Origin of the sequence: Bifidobacterium sp. AGR2158 (assembly GCF_000424225.1) — a bacterium.
Classification (GTDB): domain Bacteria; phylum Actinomycetota; class Actinomycetes; order Actinomycetales; family Bifidobacteriaceae; genus Bifidobacterium; species Bifidobacterium anseris.
Map to the genome: position 1 here is coordinate 47,827 of NZ_KE384151.1, position 15,084 is coordinate 62,910.

At 64.7% G+C, this 15,084-nt stretch carries 11 protein-coding genes and 1 tRNA gene; 6 read left to right on the forward strand and 6 right to left on the reverse strand.

What is annotated here, in order from left to right; all coding sequences use genetic code 11:
* Positions 1-209 precede the first annotated feature (209 nt).
* Positions 210-2,603, reverse strand: a complete 2,394-nt coding sequence (nrdD, locus tag G606_RS10450) for an anaerobic ribonucleoside-triphosphate reductase (protein WP_034524149.1) — start codon at positions 2,601-2,603, stop codon at positions 210-212.
* A gap of 360 nt (positions 2,604-2,963) precedes the next feature.
* Between nrdD and xseA the strand changes: the two genes are divergently transcribed.
* The gene (gene xseA / locus G606_RS0108605; RefSeq protein WP_026645604.1) at positions 2,964-4,286 is read left to right on the forward strand and encodes an exodeoxyribonuclease VII large subunit; all 1,323 of its coding nucleotides are present in this window, start codon (positions 2,964-2,966) and stop codon (positions 4,284-4,286) included.
* 103 nt (positions 4,287-4,389) lie between these two features.
* Positions 4,390-4,725 (forward strand): exodeoxyribonuclease VII small subunit, encoded by a 336-nt coding sequence (locus tag G606_RS0108610; protein WP_026645605.1) that lies wholly within the window; start codon positions 4,390-4,392, stop codon positions 4,723-4,725.
* A gap of 97 nt (positions 4,726-4,822) precedes the next feature.
* Here the strand turns inward: G606_RS0108610 and G606_RS0108615 are convergent, their stop codons facing one another.
* Positions 4,823-5,836 (reverse strand): endonuclease/exonuclease/phosphatase family protein, encoded by a 1,014-nt coding sequence (locus tag G606_RS0108615; RefSeq protein WP_026645606.1) that lies wholly within the window; start codon positions 5,834-5,836, stop codon positions 4,823-4,825.
* 203 nt (positions 5,837-6,039) lie between these two features.
* Between G606_RS0108615 and G606_RS0108620 the strand changes: the two genes are divergently transcribed.
* Positions 6,040-6,115 (forward strand) — tRNA-Arg (locus G606_RS0108620).
* Positions 6,116-6,454: 339 nt separating this feature from the next.
* Entirely contained in the window at positions 6,455-7,177 is a 723-nt protein-coding gene (locus G606_RS0108625) for a DUF4391 domain-containing protein (protein ID WP_026645607.1), read from the forward strand.
* A 42-nt stretch (positions 7,178-7,219) separates the two neighbouring features.
* On the opposite strand, the gene G606_RS0108630 is transcribed toward G606_RS0108625, so the two are convergent.
* From G606_RS0108630 to G606_RS11020, 3 genes are all read right to left on the reverse strand, one after another.
* Positions 7,220-8,188, reverse strand: a complete 969-nt coding sequence (locus G606_RS0108630) for a Ppx/GppA phosphatase family protein (protein ID WP_026645608.1) — start codon at positions 8,186-8,188, stop codon at positions 7,220-7,222.
* Between the two features lie 106 nt (positions 8,189-8,294).
* On the reverse strand, positions 8,295-9,530 hold the full coding sequence (locus G606_RS0108635) for an aminotransferase class I/II-fold pyridoxal phosphate-dependent enzyme (protein ID WP_051198834.1): 1,236 nt from the start codon (positions 9,528-9,530) through the stop codon (positions 8,295-8,297).
* 71 nt (positions 9,531-9,601) lie between these two features.
* Positions 9,602-10,252: a very short patch repair endonuclease gene (locus G606_RS11020; protein ID WP_081664168.1), complete on the reverse strand. Its 651-nt coding sequence runs from the start codon at positions 10,250-10,252 to the stop codon at positions 9,602-9,604.
* 378 nt (positions 10,253-10,630) lie between these two features.
* On the opposite strand from G606_RS11020, the gene G606_RS0108645 reads away from it, so the two are divergent.
* Both G606_RS0108645 and G606_RS0108650 read left to right on the forward strand, forming a co-directional pair.
* Positions 10,631-11,764, forward strand: a complete 1,134-nt coding sequence (locus tag G606_RS0108645) for a Gfo/Idh/MocA family protein (RefSeq protein ID WP_081664148.1) — start codon at positions 10,631-10,633, stop codon at positions 11,762-11,764.
* Positions 11,765-11,965: 201 nt separating this feature from the next.
* Positions 11,966-13,414: a hypothetical protein gene (locus G606_RS0108650; RefSeq protein ID WP_026645611.1), complete on the forward strand. Its 1,449-nt coding sequence runs from the start codon at positions 11,966-11,968 to the stop codon at positions 13,412-13,414.
* Between the two features lie 107 nt (positions 13,415-13,521).
* On the opposite strand, the gene G606_RS0108655 is transcribed toward G606_RS0108650, so the two are convergent.
* Positions 13,522-15,021, reverse strand: coding sequence for a S10 family peptidase (locus G606_RS0108655; protein ID WP_026645612.1), 1,500 nt, complete (start codon positions 15,019-15,021; stop codon positions 13,522-13,524).
* Positions 15,022-15,084 lie beyond the last annotated feature (63 nt).

Below are 15,084 nucleotides of genomic sequence, written 5' to 3' on the forward strand. Positions count from 1 at the left end.
CCATTGCGCGTCCGCCGCGCATCCCAACCGATTGTAGACCGACCGATTGCTGACCGACCTGTTTTCCGCTGCCCGATTGCCGCTGCCCGATTGCCGCCCGTCGTCGGCCGCGAAAAAGGGGCGGCCGTGCAGCCGCCCCGTTGTGTTTCCTGTTTCAGCCGATGCCGTCCGTGCGCGCCGATGTCACCGGCGCGCACGGCATCACAGGTTTACTTGACCTCTTCGAACCATTCGCGCGTCTCGCCGTCGGCGAGCGTGACGTGGCCGGTTTCGCCGGACATGTGCTTGACGCGGTGCGCGATCTCCTCGTGGCGGCCGTGCACCATCGGACGCTGCACCGGGTTGCCCAGGTAGCCGCAGGTGCGCTTCGTCACGTTGCACTTGTCCGGGTCGGAGTTGCCGCATTCGGGGCACTTGAAGCCTTCCTCTGTCGGCTCGAAGTCGCCTTGGAAGCCGCATTCGAAGCAGTGATCAATCGGCGTGTTCGTGCCGAGGTAGCCGATGCCGATGTTGTACGCGTAGTCCCACACCGCCTCGAGCGCCTTCGGGTTGGACTGCAGGCACGGGAACTCACAGTAGTTGATGAAGCCGCCGGACGCGTAGTACGGGAAGTCCTTCTCGTAGTCGAGCTTCTCCATCGGCGTCGGCTGCAGCCACACGGGATAGTGGAACGAGTTCGTGTAGAAGTCGTGGTCGGTGACGCCTTCGATCTCGCCGAACTTCTCGCGGTCCATGCGGTTGAAGCGGTCGGTGAGCGATTCCGCCGGCGTCGAATACACCGAGTAGTGGTAGCCTTCGGCGGCCGACCAGTCCTTGCACAGCTGGTTCATGCGGCGCACGATCTCGAGCGCGAACTCCTTGCCCTGCGGATCCCAGCCGTGGTCGCGCATCCAGTTCTTGCCATAGAAGACGGCCGTCGCCTCATACAGGCCGATGTAGCCGAGCGAGACGGTCGCGCGTTCGTTGCGGAACAGCTGGTCGACGTTGTCGTTCGCGTCGAGACGGCCAAAGGCGCCGTAACGGAACAGTGTCGGCGCGTTGACCGGCGTCGCCTGCTTGCAGCGCATGATGCGGAACTGCAGCGCCTGGTGCGCGGTCTCCATGCGTTCGTCGAAGAGCTTCCAGAAACGGTCGATGTCGCCGTGCGATTCGAGCGCGATGCGCGGCACGTTGACGGTGACGACGCCGAGGTTCATGCGGCCGTCCTCGACGTCCTCGCCGGTCTGCGGGTCGATCCATCCCTGCAGGAACGAACGGCAGCCCATCGGCGCCTTGAACGAGCCGGTGATCTTGACGATGTTCTCGTAGAACACGACGTCCGGGTACATGCGCTTCGTCGAGCATTCAAGCGCAAGCTGCTTGAGGTCGTAGTTCGGGTCGCCCGGGTCGGCGTTCACGCCGTGCTTGATCGTGAAGACGAGCTTCGGGAAGATCGCCGTGTGGCGGTCCTTGCCGAGGCCGCGGATGCGGTTGAGCAGGATTGCGCGCTGGATCTCGCGGGCGAACCAGCTCGTGCCCAGACCGAAGCCGACGGTGACGAACGGCGTCTGCCCGTTGGAGACGCGGTTCGAGTTGATCTGGTATTCCATCGTCTGCATCGCGTCGTAGATGGCCTTGCGCGTCATGATCTTCGCGTAGATCTCACGCAGCTGGTCGATCTCGGGCAGATCCTCGTCGAAGGCCGTGTCCGCCGGCAGCGGCTCGCGGTTCTCGAAATGCAGCCAGTCCGGCTCCTGTGCCTTGAGTCCCTTGACCATGTCCTCGGCGACCTCGATCGGCATCGAATCGGGGATGAGCGCCTGCGCCATGTTGAGGTTCTTCGCATAGTCGCGGCGCGCGTACTCCTCGAGCATCTCGTCGGCGCGGTTGACGGTTTGGCCGCCGTACTGCGCACCCGCGATGTCCTTGATGATCTGCGTGATCTGCGTGGCCGCCGTGCCGATTGACTTCGGGGAGTCCATCATCGCGTTGCCGAGCGCGAAACCGTGGCGCAGCATGTCGCCGAAGTCGGGCAACGAGCAGTTGTTCATCGACGTGAACGGCGAATAGTCGGCGTCATGGAAGTGGATATCGCCCTTCATGTGGGCGTTGGAGACGGCGTCCGGCAGCATCGAGAACGCCGACGCCTTCGAGACGGCGCCCGCGAGCAGGTCGCGCTGCGTCGCGTAGACGTTCGAGTCCTTGTTCGCGTTCTCGCGCACGAGCGACTCGTCCTTGTTGACGAGGCGCTTGACGGCTTCGTTGATGTCGGTGGCCTTCGCGCGCTGGATGTCCTTGTTGAGGCGGTAGGTCGTGTAGGTGCGCGCGACCTCGTAGAGATGGTCGTCGATGAGCGCATGCTCGACGAGGTTCTGGATGTCTTCGATGCGCGCCGGACCGTTGTAGCGTTCCTTGATCTCGCCTTCCACCTGATCGGCGATGTCGGAGATCATGCGCTCCTCTTCGGGGCCGACTTCCTTGTTCAGGTCGGCGAACGCGGACTTGACGGCGACGATGATGTTGACCGGATCGAAATCGACAATACGGCCATCGCGCTTCTCGACAAGTACCTTCGCTGCGGTCTTCGGCTGCGTCATCGGCGCCTCCAGAACCTCTGCTTCCATTCGCTGCTCCTTGTTTCGGGGCCGGCCTAGCCGGCTCGTTTCGCGCGTCCGAACGATGCCGGACGTCTTGCTGACGGATAAGACTGTACGCCTTTCCGCCGGGCGACGCGCCGCTATATGTAGTGCGAAGTACGTCACACAATCACTAGATATAGAACTTTCGTTGATACGACGCCGAAAATCCACGGTGCGCCGCGGCGGTGTGGCCTTCATCACTCGCCACCTTGTTCGCCGAGCGGGAATCATCATAGCGACACCGTCGCCACGCTCGCCGTGAAACGCCATCGAGACGGCGGAAAACAGCCCTGACACGCCGTACGCCATGAGCGCGATGTCCCTTCGCTGATGGAACCTAGAACCATGTCTTGGAACAACGGATATGGCATGGGAGGACAGCCCTCAGGCACCCCGTGGACAGGCTCGGCCGACGGCGCCGCCGGACCGCGCCCGCTCGACCAGCTGCCGAAGTACGCGCGCGAGACCACCCCGGAGAACCCGTGGCCGGTCAATGTGCTGAGCCGCAAATGGCACGACGTGATCGAACGTTGGCCGACGGTGTGGATCGAAGGGCAGATCGTCGAAATCAACGCGCGCCGCTCGACGTCGGTGTACATCACGCTGCGCGACAACTTCGAGGACGTCTCGATCTCGGTGAACGGCTTCGGCGCGTTCGCGCAGATGGCGCGCGGCTTCAAGCAGGGCGACCGCGTCGTCGTGCACGGCAAGGCCGACCTGTGGGTCAAGCAGACGAGGCTGAGCCTGCGCGGCGACGACATCCGCAAGGTCGGCGTCGGCGACCTCAAGGAGCAGATCGACGAGCTGCGCCGCAAGCTCAAGGGCGAGGGTCTCTTCGACGAGTCGAACAAGGTGCCGCTGCCCGAATTCCCGAAGAACATCGGCCTGATCTGTGCACCGCAGGCGAGGGCGGAAGGCGACGTCATCACGAACGTCATGCTGCGCTGGCCGACCGTCGACTTCACCGTGCAGCACGTGCACGTGCAGGGTCCGCAATGCCCGCCCGAAGTCATCGACGCGATTCGCAGACTCGATGCCGACCCGAACGTCGACGTCATCATCGTCGCGCGTGGCGGCGGCAGCTTTGAGGATCTCATCGGCTTCTCCGACGAAGGCGTCGTGCGCGCGACCGCCGCATGCGTGACGCCGATCGTCTCCGCGATCGGCCACGAAGACGACTGGACGCTCATCGACCTCGCCGCCGATGTGCGCGCGTCGACGCCGACCGACGCCGCCAAGCGCGTCGTGCCCGACGTGCGCGAACAGCAGCAGCTCATCGCGAATGCGATCGGCACGATGCGCATGCGCATCGGCGCGATGGTCGACAACGAGACACGACTCGTCGAAGGCTACGCGAACCGTCCGAGCCTGACACGCCCGCAGACGATGCTCGACCCGTATCAGCGGCAAATCGACGACGCCGTGCGCACGATGCGCATCGGCCTGACGAGAATCGTCGACGACGAACAGCTGCGCGTCGAGAAACTCGAGGCGACGCTGCGCGCGCTGAGTCCGCAGTCGACGCTCGACCGCGGCTACGCGGTGCTGCAGAGCGCCGACGGACACGTCGTCGACGATGCGGCGACGCTCAAGGTCGGCGACGAGATCACCGTCACGCTGCGGCGCGGTGCCGTGGTCGCGCAGACGACGAAGATCGTCGAGCCGTGACGCTCGGGCTGTTCACCGCACACAGCTCACCGCACACAGTTCACACAGCAAACATCAACCATAAATCATTGATTCATTCATCAATCAGCACGAAGGAGCAGCCATGGCGGAGGAAACCATCGAAGTCACCGAAACCGAGACGAGCGAGGACACGGCGGCCGAGCAGCCGCAGATTGCGTCAAGCCTGACGGCGAAGGAACGCGAGATCATCGCGAACATGCCGTACGAGGAGGCGCGCGACAAGCTCATGCAGGCCGTGCGCGCGCTCGAGAACGGCGGCCTAAACCTCGACGAGTCGATGCGGCAGTGGGAGATCGGCGAGGCGCTCGCCCAGCGTGCGCAGTCACTGCTCAACGCGGTGCGCGCGAAGCTCGACGCCGCACAGGCGCAGCAAGCGCAGACCGCGGCGACGGCAGGCACGCAGTCGAATCTGCAGTAGAACGACGTTCGCGCAGTAGAACGTAACGCGGCAGGGGGCGCATACGACGATCGTCGTATGCGCCCCCTGCCGCTGTTTGCCGTTGTGTTCCGCGCTTCTACTGCGCGAATTCGAGGGTCGCGAGCAGCGCGTCGTGGTCGGCGCCGGGAATGCGGATCGTCTTGATCTGCCCAACGCGCACGTCGCGTTCGGTGACGATATGGTCGATGCCGACGGCGGCGGGCGCCGGACGCTTGTCCGACGGCCAAGTGAAAACGATGCCATGGCCGCTCGTCATCGTCGCATCCTGAAAACGTTCGCCGAGCAGTCTGCGGAATGCGGCGTGGTCGGTCGTCGCGTTGAAATCGCCCATCAGCACGTACCGCACGTCGGTGCGCGAGCGCAGCGTGTCCATCTCGTTGAGCGAACGGCGCCACAGGTCCCAAGTGGACGCGCTCGGCGACGTCGTGTGCACGCTGACGAAACGGACGGCCAAGCGGCCGCCGTCGAACGCGACGGTGCCGGCGGGCATGTCGGATGCGCTCGAATCGAATTCGGCGTCCGTCGGCGAGTCGAGCGGTGCCGCCGAGAACAACGCGTTGCCGAAATAGTGGTCCGCCGAGCCGACCGTCGAATACGGCAGATAATCGTAGATTCCGGCGTTCGCGAGCTCCTTGAGGAACGGTTCGGTCGTCTCCTGCAGCGCGAGCACCTCGACGCGTTGGTCGCGCACGGCGTCGACGATGTCGCGCGCGTTCGCCTGTCCTTTGTATACGTTGCACGTCATGACGCGCGCGTAGGCGTCGTCGGTGGACGGCTTGACCTGAGCGACGGCGGACGTTGCGGCGCCGCTGAGCGGACGGCCGGCGCGGAAATACGGCAGCTGCCACCACACCTGCAGCGCGATGCACGCGCAGGCGACGATCGCCGTGAACCAGCGCTGCGAGATGCAGGCGAGGATGAAGGCGATCAGCGCGACGAGCGCGAACCACGGCGACAACGCAATCACATACGGCACGTACGGCAACGTTTGCATGTCCTCGGGCAGCAGCCGCGCCACACAGCCGAGCAACGCGACGATCGCGAGCAGTGCCGCGAGTGCCGCCAGAATCGGATGCCTGTGTCGTGTCATGCGTCTCCTTCGGTGTGGGTGGGGTCGGTGAATCTGTTGATGTTGATGCCTGCTGGTGTCTGCCGCGTTGCTTATCTGCGCGACGTGTTCCACACTATTCGAGCGCAGGACGTGCGCGTATCGTTCGCACGGTTGATTTTTCCGCGTGCCCCGACGTCCGGTTGTACCGCGTGCACGATGGTGTGTATAATGTCGGGTTGTTCGCCCTGGTAGCTCAGTGGATAGAGCACCGCTCTCCTAAAGCGGGTGTCGCGCGTTCGAATCGCGTCTGGGGCACCATCAGCCGCGTCGGCCCATTCGCCGGCGCGGCTTCGTCGTCTCCGTCCCAATCCTCGCCAACTTCAGCGAACGCAACCGCCGCGCCCCGCACCCGCGACGTTCGCAAACGACGACACCAGCGAACGTAACCGGCGCCTCCCACACCTCCGGCGTTCGCAAACGACGACACCAGCGAACGCGACCGGTGCACGATACGGCCGTGATGATCGCGAACGAGCGGGCGGTGGGTGTTCGCGAACGCACTTCGAACATGAGATGCCGCGGTCCGCCGCTCCCGCACGACGGTACAGTGGATGGCAGCATCCGTTACGCATCATCCGTTACGAAAGAAGGCCCACGATGACGATGGCCGCATGTGGTTCACTGACCGCCGAGACGCTGGGGCTCTCCCCCGCTACCGCGTTCCCGGCGGCCAAAGGCGCCCTGCCGAAGGGATTGTTCGCCGCGAAGGCGTCCGCTCCCCTCTCCGCGAAGACGAAGCAGCATCTGGTGCACGCCGTCGGCGCGATCACGATGCTCGCGCTGCTGCGCCCGTCGAACACCGGCCTGGATGCGAGCGCGCGCATGCCGGAGATCCTCGTCCTCGGTCTCAAGCTCGCCGACGGTGTGCATGAGACGCCGGATGACATCGTCGAACTCATCGCCGCGCAACGCAAGTCGGGCATCGTCTTCGCCGTCGTGCGCACCGTCGACTACGAGGGCATGACTCGTGAGGAATGCCAGTTCGCCGTGCGCCGGGCATTGCCGGGCCGCGCCGGCCACACGCCGACCTTCCGCGTCTTCCATGGCCCGTGGGAGCCGTGCGGCGAAGCCTTCCTTGACGTCAACGGCTCGACGATGGACGAGCTGTGGGCGTCGCTGTGCTCGCAAATCATCCTCGGCTCCACCGATTTCGACGACGTGGACGCGCGCATCGCCCGCACCGAACGGATCCGTCAGCTTGAGGCGGCCGTCGTGAAACTGTCCGCCGACCATGCGCGCGCGAAGTCGCCTGCCCAGCGCAACGAGATCTACGCCAAGCTGCACAGGGCGAAGAACGAACTCGCCACGCTCACAAACTGAGTCGTCGGACCGCCGCGCCGCCAACGCGCACTGTGCATCACCTCAGAATCCGAGCCGCGTGCGCCCGTACTGGTCGAGCCACCGCAGGATCGCGCCTTCGCGCAACGCCCACGGGCACACTTCGATTTCGTTGATGCCGAGCGCGTCCATGATTTCGACGGCAACGATGCCCGCGCCGACGATCGACCCGGCGCGGTCCTGCGTGATGCCCGGCAATGCGGCACGCTGTGCCGGCTCGATGCTCGCCAGCCGCGGCAGCCAATCCTCGAGCTGTTCGCGTTCCACCGACAATGCGTCCTCGCGTCCCGGCTGATGGATGACCGACCCGGCGAGCCGCGCGAGCGAACGAATCGCCTTCGACGTGCCCACCGCGTGGCTTGTGTAGTCTTCGGCCGGAATCGCGGCGACGACGTCGGCGATGCGTTTGCGCACCTTCTTGCGCGCCGTTTCGAGTTCCTTCGGCGTCGCCATGCCGCCGGGAAGATAGTCGCGTGTGACGATGCCGGCGCCGATGCGCGCACTCGTCGCGACCGACGGCTCCTCCTCGGAGCCGAGTGCCACTTCGAGCGAGCCGCCGCCGATGTCGATGACGAGCAGCCGTCCTGCGTCCCACCCGTACCAGCGGCGCGCGGCGAGGAACGTGAGCCTCGCCTCGTCGTCTCCGGAAAGCACGGTGATGCGCTGTCCGACGATCTCCTCGATCCGATGCAGGATCTTGTTGCCGTTCGGCGCGTCGTGGATCGCCGACGTCGCGAGCGCGAGCAGCTGCGAGATCTGATACTGTTCGGCGAGCTGCATTGATTCGTCGACGGCGTTGAGCAGCGCTTCGATGCCGGCTTTCCTGATTGCGCCGTCCTCTTTGACGAAGTCCATAAGCCGCACCGTCGTCTTCGTGCTCGCCTCCGGTTCCGGCCTTGAGCCGACGGCGGCGTCGACGATGAGCATGTGCACGGTGTTCGATCCGATGTCGAGTACGCCGAGTCGGGTGGAATGCGTTTTCAGATGCGCCATGCGTCCTCTTCTTCGTTCATATATTTCATATATTTGCTCTTCTCTTCCGATCGATTCTTCCTAATCGATGTTCCACCGATTTTTCTGCCAATTCGTCGTCGCCGACCTACCGACCGTCGGCCGTCGCTTTCTGCAGCCCGTCGACGAATGCCTTGAGGCGCTTGAGTCCCTCGCGCAGCGCATCGCGCGACGCCGCGTACGACAGCCGTACATGGGTGTCTGCGGTCGCCTCGCCGAAGTCGGCGCCCGGCGTCAGTGCGACGTGCGCTTCCATGAGCGCACGTTCGCAGAACTCAGTGGCCGTTAGTCCCGTCGAACTCACGTCGAAGTACGCGTAGAAGGCGCCGTTGGGCGCGACGTCGACCGGCAGTCCCAGATCGGCGAGTCCGTCGACGACGATGCTGCGCCGTTCGAGCAGCTCAAGCCTGCGCTGTTCGCTGACCGCAAGCGCCTCGTCGTCGAAGCATGCCATCGCCGCCATCTGCGTCGGCGTGTGCGCGCTGAGGAAGAAGTTCGCCGCGAGCCTGTCGACGGCGTCGACGACGTTGTCGGGCACGACGAGCCATCCGAGACGCCAGCCGGTCATGCCGAAGTATTTCGAGAAGCTGCTGCATACGATTGCGTTCGCGTCGATGCTGAGCACCGAGGGCACTCGGCTGCCGTCGGGGTTGACGTCGGCGAGGTCGAGGTACGTTTCGTCGACGATGCGCCATGCGCCGCGTTCGGCCGCGTAGTCGCACACGGCGCGCAGCGTGTCCTCCTGGATCGTCGTGCCGGTCGGGTTCGACGGCGACGTCACCATGACGGCCGTCGTGCGCTTCGACCAATAGTCGTCGAGCAACTGCGGCGTCAGATGGAACCGTGTCGCCGCGCTCGTCGGCACGTCGACGACGACGCCGCCGAAGGAGCGCACGAGTTCGCGGTTCGTCGGATACGAGGGGTCGGCGATGATCACTTCGTCGCCGTCGTCGACGGTGAGCGCGGCCGCGAGCAGCAGCGCCGACGAGCCGCCTTCGGTGATGACGATGCGTTCGGGGTCGACGTTTACATTGTGCTGCTGCGCGTAGAATCGCGCGATGCGCGCACGCAGCTGCGGCAGTCCGCGTGATTCGGTATACGGCAAGGGACGGCCGTCGTACAGGTCGCGCATCGCCAGACGCACCGGTTCGGGCGCGCCATAGTCGGGCTGTCCGACGTTGAGTTTGATGATGTCGTCGCCCGCCGCGATCATGACGTTCGCGCGTTCGCCGATCTGCATCGCACGGAACGGGTGCACTTCGCGCGCACGTTTTGACAGTTTCGGCTGCGGCAGCGGCTGCGTCGTGCCGACCGCCGCATGCATGACCTCTTCGTCCAACGTCTGCTGCCCGTTTGCGTCGACCTGCGTCGTGTCGTCAGCGCGCGCCCCATCCGTCATGTCGTCTCCTTGTTCTCGCCGTTTTCACCTGTGCCGTCGTGTTCGCTACGGGCGGCCGTCTGTTGATGCTGTATGTGCTCCGCTGCATTCATTGTGCCACCACTTGCGCCCACCGGCGCGTGGGCGACGATCTGCTCGACGAGACGTTCGAGTCGGCTTGCGCGCATCGCATTGCCGAGTTCGCATTCCCACACATCGATGACGTGCCATCCCATGCGCTGCAGTTCGTCGTGCTGACGGCGGTCGCGCTCGCGGTTGCGTTGCAGCTTCGCGCGCCAGAACGCCGTGTTCGTTTTCGGCATCGTATGGTTGCCGCAGCCTTCGTGCATGTGCCAAAAACAGCCGTTGACGAACACAATCGTGCGGTATTTCGGCAGCACGACGTCCGGATGCCCCGGATAGCGTTTGTCGTTCTTGCGAAAGCGCATGCCGTGGGCGAACAGATAGCTGCGCACGATGCGTTCGATCGACGTGTCCTTGCCGCGGATGCGCGACATCGTGTAGCTGCGCGTGCCTTTCGCGTATCGCGGCTTCTCCGTTAATTCCCGTTGCCGACGCGTTGATTTCGTCTGTGTCGATTTCTGCTGTGTCGATTTCGCCTGCGCTGATTCCGTTTCCGCCGATTTCGTCTGCGCCGATGCCGTCATGTTGCCCACACCGCCATCCTAACCGCCCTCCTGATCGATCTGACCGATTGACCCAATCGATCAATCCGACCGACCAGTGCACCCCGCATCCATATGCCTGCCGCATCCGCGACGCACGCAGCCTCAGCAATCCGCGAACGCGCACAGACGCCGTTGGGCGATATTCCGGTTTGTGCGCAGTGGCCGCCGCTTTTGCGCTCGCAGACAACATGGACGGCGCTTCGAGGAGGCGCTAGCGTAGAAATCAGAACAATACGACGACCGTAGCATCCGCAGCGACGCACCGCGGCGACGACGTGCGCAACGCACGACGCGCCGACATGGCACGCTGCGGCGGCGCGCCGGCGACGGCACCGACACCGACCCAAAGGACCTGAGATGACCGACACGATCCACGACAACACGAACCCGCTTCCCGTGAACACGCCATCGCCGACCGACCTCACGCCGGCCAACAGCGCAGCCCAGACGGCCGTCGCAGCCGGCACCGAAACCGTTGAGCGTCCGCTCAACGTGGCGATCCTCGGCGCCGGACGCATCGCGCAGACGATGGCGCGCACGCTGACGATGATGGCCGCCGACGCGCGCTACGTCTCCTTCGTCACGCCGTACGCCGTCGCGTCGCGTTCGGCCGCGAAGGCGCGCGCCTTCGCGCAGCAGTTCGGTCTGCACACATCCTTCGGTTCCTACCGCGACATGCTCGCCGACCCGAACGTCGATCTCGTCTACATCGCCACGCCGCATTCGCTGCACGCCGAACAGGCGGCCGCCTGCATGCGTGCCGGCAAGCATGTGCTCGTCGAGAAGCCCTTCGCCGTCAACGTCGACGAGGCGCGGCGCATGCTCAACGTCTCGTCGGCGACGAACCGCTTCTGCGGCGAGGCGATGTGGACGCGGTTCATGCCATCCCGACTCATCATCGACCGCATCGTCGCATCCGGCAAGATCGGCGCGATCACGTCGATCGCCGCCGACCTGAGCTATCCGATGACGCACAAGAAGCGGCTGACCGACCCAGAACTGGCCGGCGGCGCGCTCCTCGACGTCGGCGTCTACCCGCTCAATTTCATCGACATGGTCATCGGCGGCCGTGAGATCACGAAGATCGTCACGTCGATGACGCCGATGCCGACCGGCGTCGACGCGCAGAACGCGACGACGTTGTACTTCGACGACGGCACGATGGCGAACGCGACGTCGTCGATGATGTGCGCATCCGACCGCGCCGGCCACATTCGAGGCACGAACGGCTACGTCGAATGCGCGAACATCAACAACGTGAGCGCCGTCGACGTCTACGCCGCCGACCACACGCTCCTCGACCACATCGACATGCCGGCGCAGTTGACCGGTTACGAATACGAGGTCGCGGCCGCCGTGCGCGCAATCCGCGCAGGCCGCCGCGACTGCATCGAAATGCTGCATGCCGACACATTGCGCATGCTCGCGCTCACCGACACGCTGCGCGAGCGCTGGCAGCTGCGCTACCCCTTCGAGCCGGACGTCCGCTGACGCGCGCCCGCGCGCGCATCCGCAACATCCACAGCATACAGCGATATCGACGAATAGTGAGATGCCCGGGTACACAATGTAGAAAACCCGCGAAACGATCATCCGGAAGCTGCTAGCGTGACGTTGTGCGCATCCGCGCGCAAGCACGCGCAGTCGTTATCGCGTGTTACGAAACCGCGACTTTTGCAGCGGAGGGAACACATGACGATGCGAGCCGAACGCCCTGGCCTGCTCAAATACCGTGAGCTCGCGCAAATGCAGGACTTCGTCGACCATGAGTGGGGATTCGCCGATGATTTCGACGGCCCCACCTTCCTGTGGGATCCGACGATCAGCACCTGCGCACGGCACGACGATGCGCTGCGCGCCGACACGCCGGTGGCGCCCGCCGACGAGGCTGAACAGATCATCGACCGTCCGATGCGCTGGTATCTCGACGGCATCGCCGCCGTCACGCCGAACGCGCGGCGCACCGCCGACGGCATCGACGTGCCGCGCGCCGACATGCCGTCATTCCGTCTGGAGTCGCAGGCGCTCGCCGGCGTCGACGCGGTCGTCGCGAACGCGACCGGCAGCAGCCGCTGGCTCGAGGGCACTCGCAACCTGTGCCGCGCAATCGAACTGACGGCGCGTTTTCTGAGCATGTGCGAGGACCGCAATCAGGAGGGACTCGAATATCTTAAGGAGCTGTTGCAGATCACGCGCATCTATCTCGACGCCGTCGCAAGCCACGCCGACCCGTCCGTCGGCGCGCAGGCGCTGCGCATGGTCACGGCCGTCGCTTGCAACGAGGATTTCCGCATCAACCCGATGCCGATGATTGAACTGCTCTCCTGCTGCCTGTCCTTCGCCCGATACGACGACACCTGCGTGCACGCGTACGAGACGCTCGACACGGCGCTCGCGAGCATGGACGCGATGGCGCGCCGCTACGGCGAGACCGCCGACGAGGATGCGCGCTTCCGTTCGATGATCGACGACGAATACGCCTTCGAGCTCGCCGACCTGTCCGGACTCGCCAACGACCTGTACGAGGCGAGCCGGTCGGATTCGCAACCCGACCGTCAGGACATGGAGCTGCACGCGCACTACCGTTTCCGTCAGGCGGTGCTGCTGCTGCGGCACGACCTGATGCGCATGAGCGGCGACGTGGACGGCGCGGACGCGCTGCTGCGCGAACATGCGACGACGTCGCCGCTCGGCGACGCGTACGCGGCCCGGCTGATTCATGCGCGCCGCTGGAACGACCTGTTCGAGTTCACGTCGACGATGGTCGCCGACCAGAGCGCGCCGTTCCTCGTCATGTTCCCCGATGAGCTCGTCCCCTATGATTGGGAGTCGCTTGAGGAGGTGGCGCTGCAGGCTCTCGACGACCGTGCGCGGCTGCGCGACCTGTACCGCGAGCGCGTGCTGTCCTCCTTCGACGAGGATGAGATGCCGGCGTTGACGAATCTACGGCATGTCAGCACGAACCGCGAATGGCGCGACCAGGTGGCGCGCATCGTCGAGATCTACCGCCATGAGGGGACGCACGCCGTGCGCAACCGCGTCTACGAGCGGCTGCTCGTCATGCAGGGGCTGCGCGACGAGGCGATGCGTTATCTCGACGACTTCCCCGACGCGTGGCCCGACCTCGCCGAGATCCTGTGACAGGTCGACGCCGAAGGCGGCCATGGGCCGCCCTCGATACGATGAAGCCGGCCGCGTTCACCGCGCCGGCCGGCACAAGGGACCCCTCATGAGGGAGCGCTCAGACCTCACTGCGCGGCCTGGTCCTCGTGGCGCTTGTCGTAGAAGGCCTTGAGCTCGGGGCCGGCCGCGGCGAGCGCGACGTCGTCGCAGTACAGCATGTGGCCGTTCGAATGCAGATGGTATTCGATGCGGTCCTTGAGCGCCTGCGGCAGGAACAGCTTGTTGATGTCGTGACGCACGTTCCAGTACGGCGTCGCGGCGTCATGGATGCCGCCGAGCACGCAGATGCGGCTCGTCGGGTTGCGGCGCAGCGCGGTCGCCAGGTCGTAGGCGACGTTCGGCACCTGCGGCGAGCCCATCGTGCCGGGCGCCTGATGCGTCCAGTTCCAGCTTGAGTTGACCTTGAGCGACAGGCCTTCGTAGTTCTCATACCCCTTGAAGCCCATGTCCCCGAGCATCTTCATGTAGACGTCGAGGTAGGCGGCGTTGATCGCGTCGTAGGACGGATCCTCGCCGGCGAAGAACTCGTTGTCGCCCTGCACGTCCGGGTAGCCGTAGGTCGTGAAGCGCGTGTCGTAGCGGCCGGTGGTCTCCCCTTCGTCCTTGAGCAGGTTCTTGCGGAAGGTATCGAGTTCGATGCGCAGGCCCTTGGCGAGGATGAAGTCGGCGGGCAGGCCGATGAATTCGCTCATCTCGCCGGCGATCTTCTTCATCTCGTCTGCCGGCAGTGCGTCGGCGAGCGTCAGCGCGCGTGCGAGCGTGTTGTTCGCGTAGTCGAAGGCCTTGTCGTACCACTCGTACTGGTCGACGCCCACGCCGGCCTTCTTGAAGTAGTTGGCGGTGGCCGCGTACACCGGGAACATGCCCAGATAGTAGTCGTCCTCGCCCGAAAGCGTCGGCTCGTAATCGAGGATCGTCGACTGTTCGGTCACGCCGGCGACGCCCACGCCATGCTCGCCGAGCATGCGGTAGACGACGGCGTTGCGCATCGTGCCGTAGGATTCGCCGTACAGGTAGTGCGGGCTGTTCATGCGGCCGTACTTGGTGAGCCATGCGATGATGCCACGGGTGAAGGCATCGCCGTCGCCGTCGACTCCCCACACTTTCTTCGCGTCGTAGTTCGGGTCGACATGCGAGTAGCCGGTGCCGAAGGCGTCGATGAACACGAGGTCCGAGCTCGGCAGCAGCGAATACGGATTGTCCTCGACCTCGCCGACGCCGGTGAGGTGCGCCATGCCGTCGGTCTTGACGCGCTTGGCGCCCATGCCGCCGATGTTGACCATGTAGGATGCGCCGCCGGGGCCGCCGTTCCAGCAGAACGTGACCGGACGATCCGCTTTGTCTTCCTGGTCGGAGACCTGCGAGAACATGAACATGTGGCCGATCATCGTGCCGTCGTCGGCGCGCACGGGGATCATCTCCGCGGTGGCCGTGTAGTTGATCTTCGTGCCGTCGGCACCGGTCCACGTGTACTGCTTCGTGACTGTCTGCGGCAACGGTTCGAGCGGCTTCTTCTGCTCGCCGTCGCTTGCTCCATTCTTGGTTGTTGCTGTGTTGTCTGCCATGGAATACTCCTTAGCTTGTATGGTGCACGGGAAGAAATAACCCGTGCACCGAAGAATTTGGCG

Excerpts from the sequence above, each read along its gene's own strand:
- G606_RS0108615 (WP_026645606.1), bottom strand. The coding sequence starts at position 5,836 with ATGACACGACACAGGCATCCGATTCTGGCGGCACTCGCGGCACTGCTC.
- G606_RS0108655 (WP_026645612.1), bottom strand. The coding sequence starts at position 15,021 with ATGGCAGACAACACAGCAACAACCAAGAATGGAGCAAGCGACGGCGAG.
- G606_RS11020 (WP_081664168.1), bottom strand. The coding sequence starts at position 10,252 with ATGACGGCATCGGCGCAGACGAAATCGGCGGAAACGGAATCAGCGCAG.
- G606_RS0108630 (WP_026645608.1), bottom strand. The coding sequence starts at position 8,188 with ATGGCGCATCTGAAAACGCATTCCACCCGACTCGGCGTACTCGACATC.
- G606_RS0108650 (WP_026645611.1), top strand. The coding sequence starts at position 11,966 with ATGACGATGCGAGCCGAACGCCCTGGCCTGCTCAAATACCGTGAGCTC.
- G606_RS0108625 (WP_026645607.1), top strand. The coding sequence starts at position 6,455 with ATGACGATGGCCGCATGTGGTTCACTGACCGCCGAGACGCTGGGGCTC.
- G606_RS0108645 (WP_081664148.1), top strand. The coding sequence starts at position 10,631 with ATGACCGACACGATCCACGACAACACGAACCCGCTTCCCGTGAACACG.
- nrdD (WP_034524149.1), bottom strand. The coding sequence starts at position 2,603 with ATGGAAGCAGAGGTTCTGGAGGCGCCGATGACGCAGCCGAAGACCGCA.
- xseA (WP_026645604.1), top strand. The coding sequence starts at position 2,964 with ATGTCTTGGAACAACGGATATGGCATGGGAGGACAGCCCTCAGGCACC.
- G606_RS0108610 (WP_026645605.1), top strand. The coding sequence starts at position 4,390 with ATGGCGGAGGAAACCATCGAAGTCACCGAAACCGAGACGAGCGAGGAC.
- G606_RS0108635 (WP_051198834.1), bottom strand. The coding sequence starts at position 9,530 with ATGCATGCGGCGGTCGGCACGACGCAGCCGCTGCCGCAGCCGAAACTG.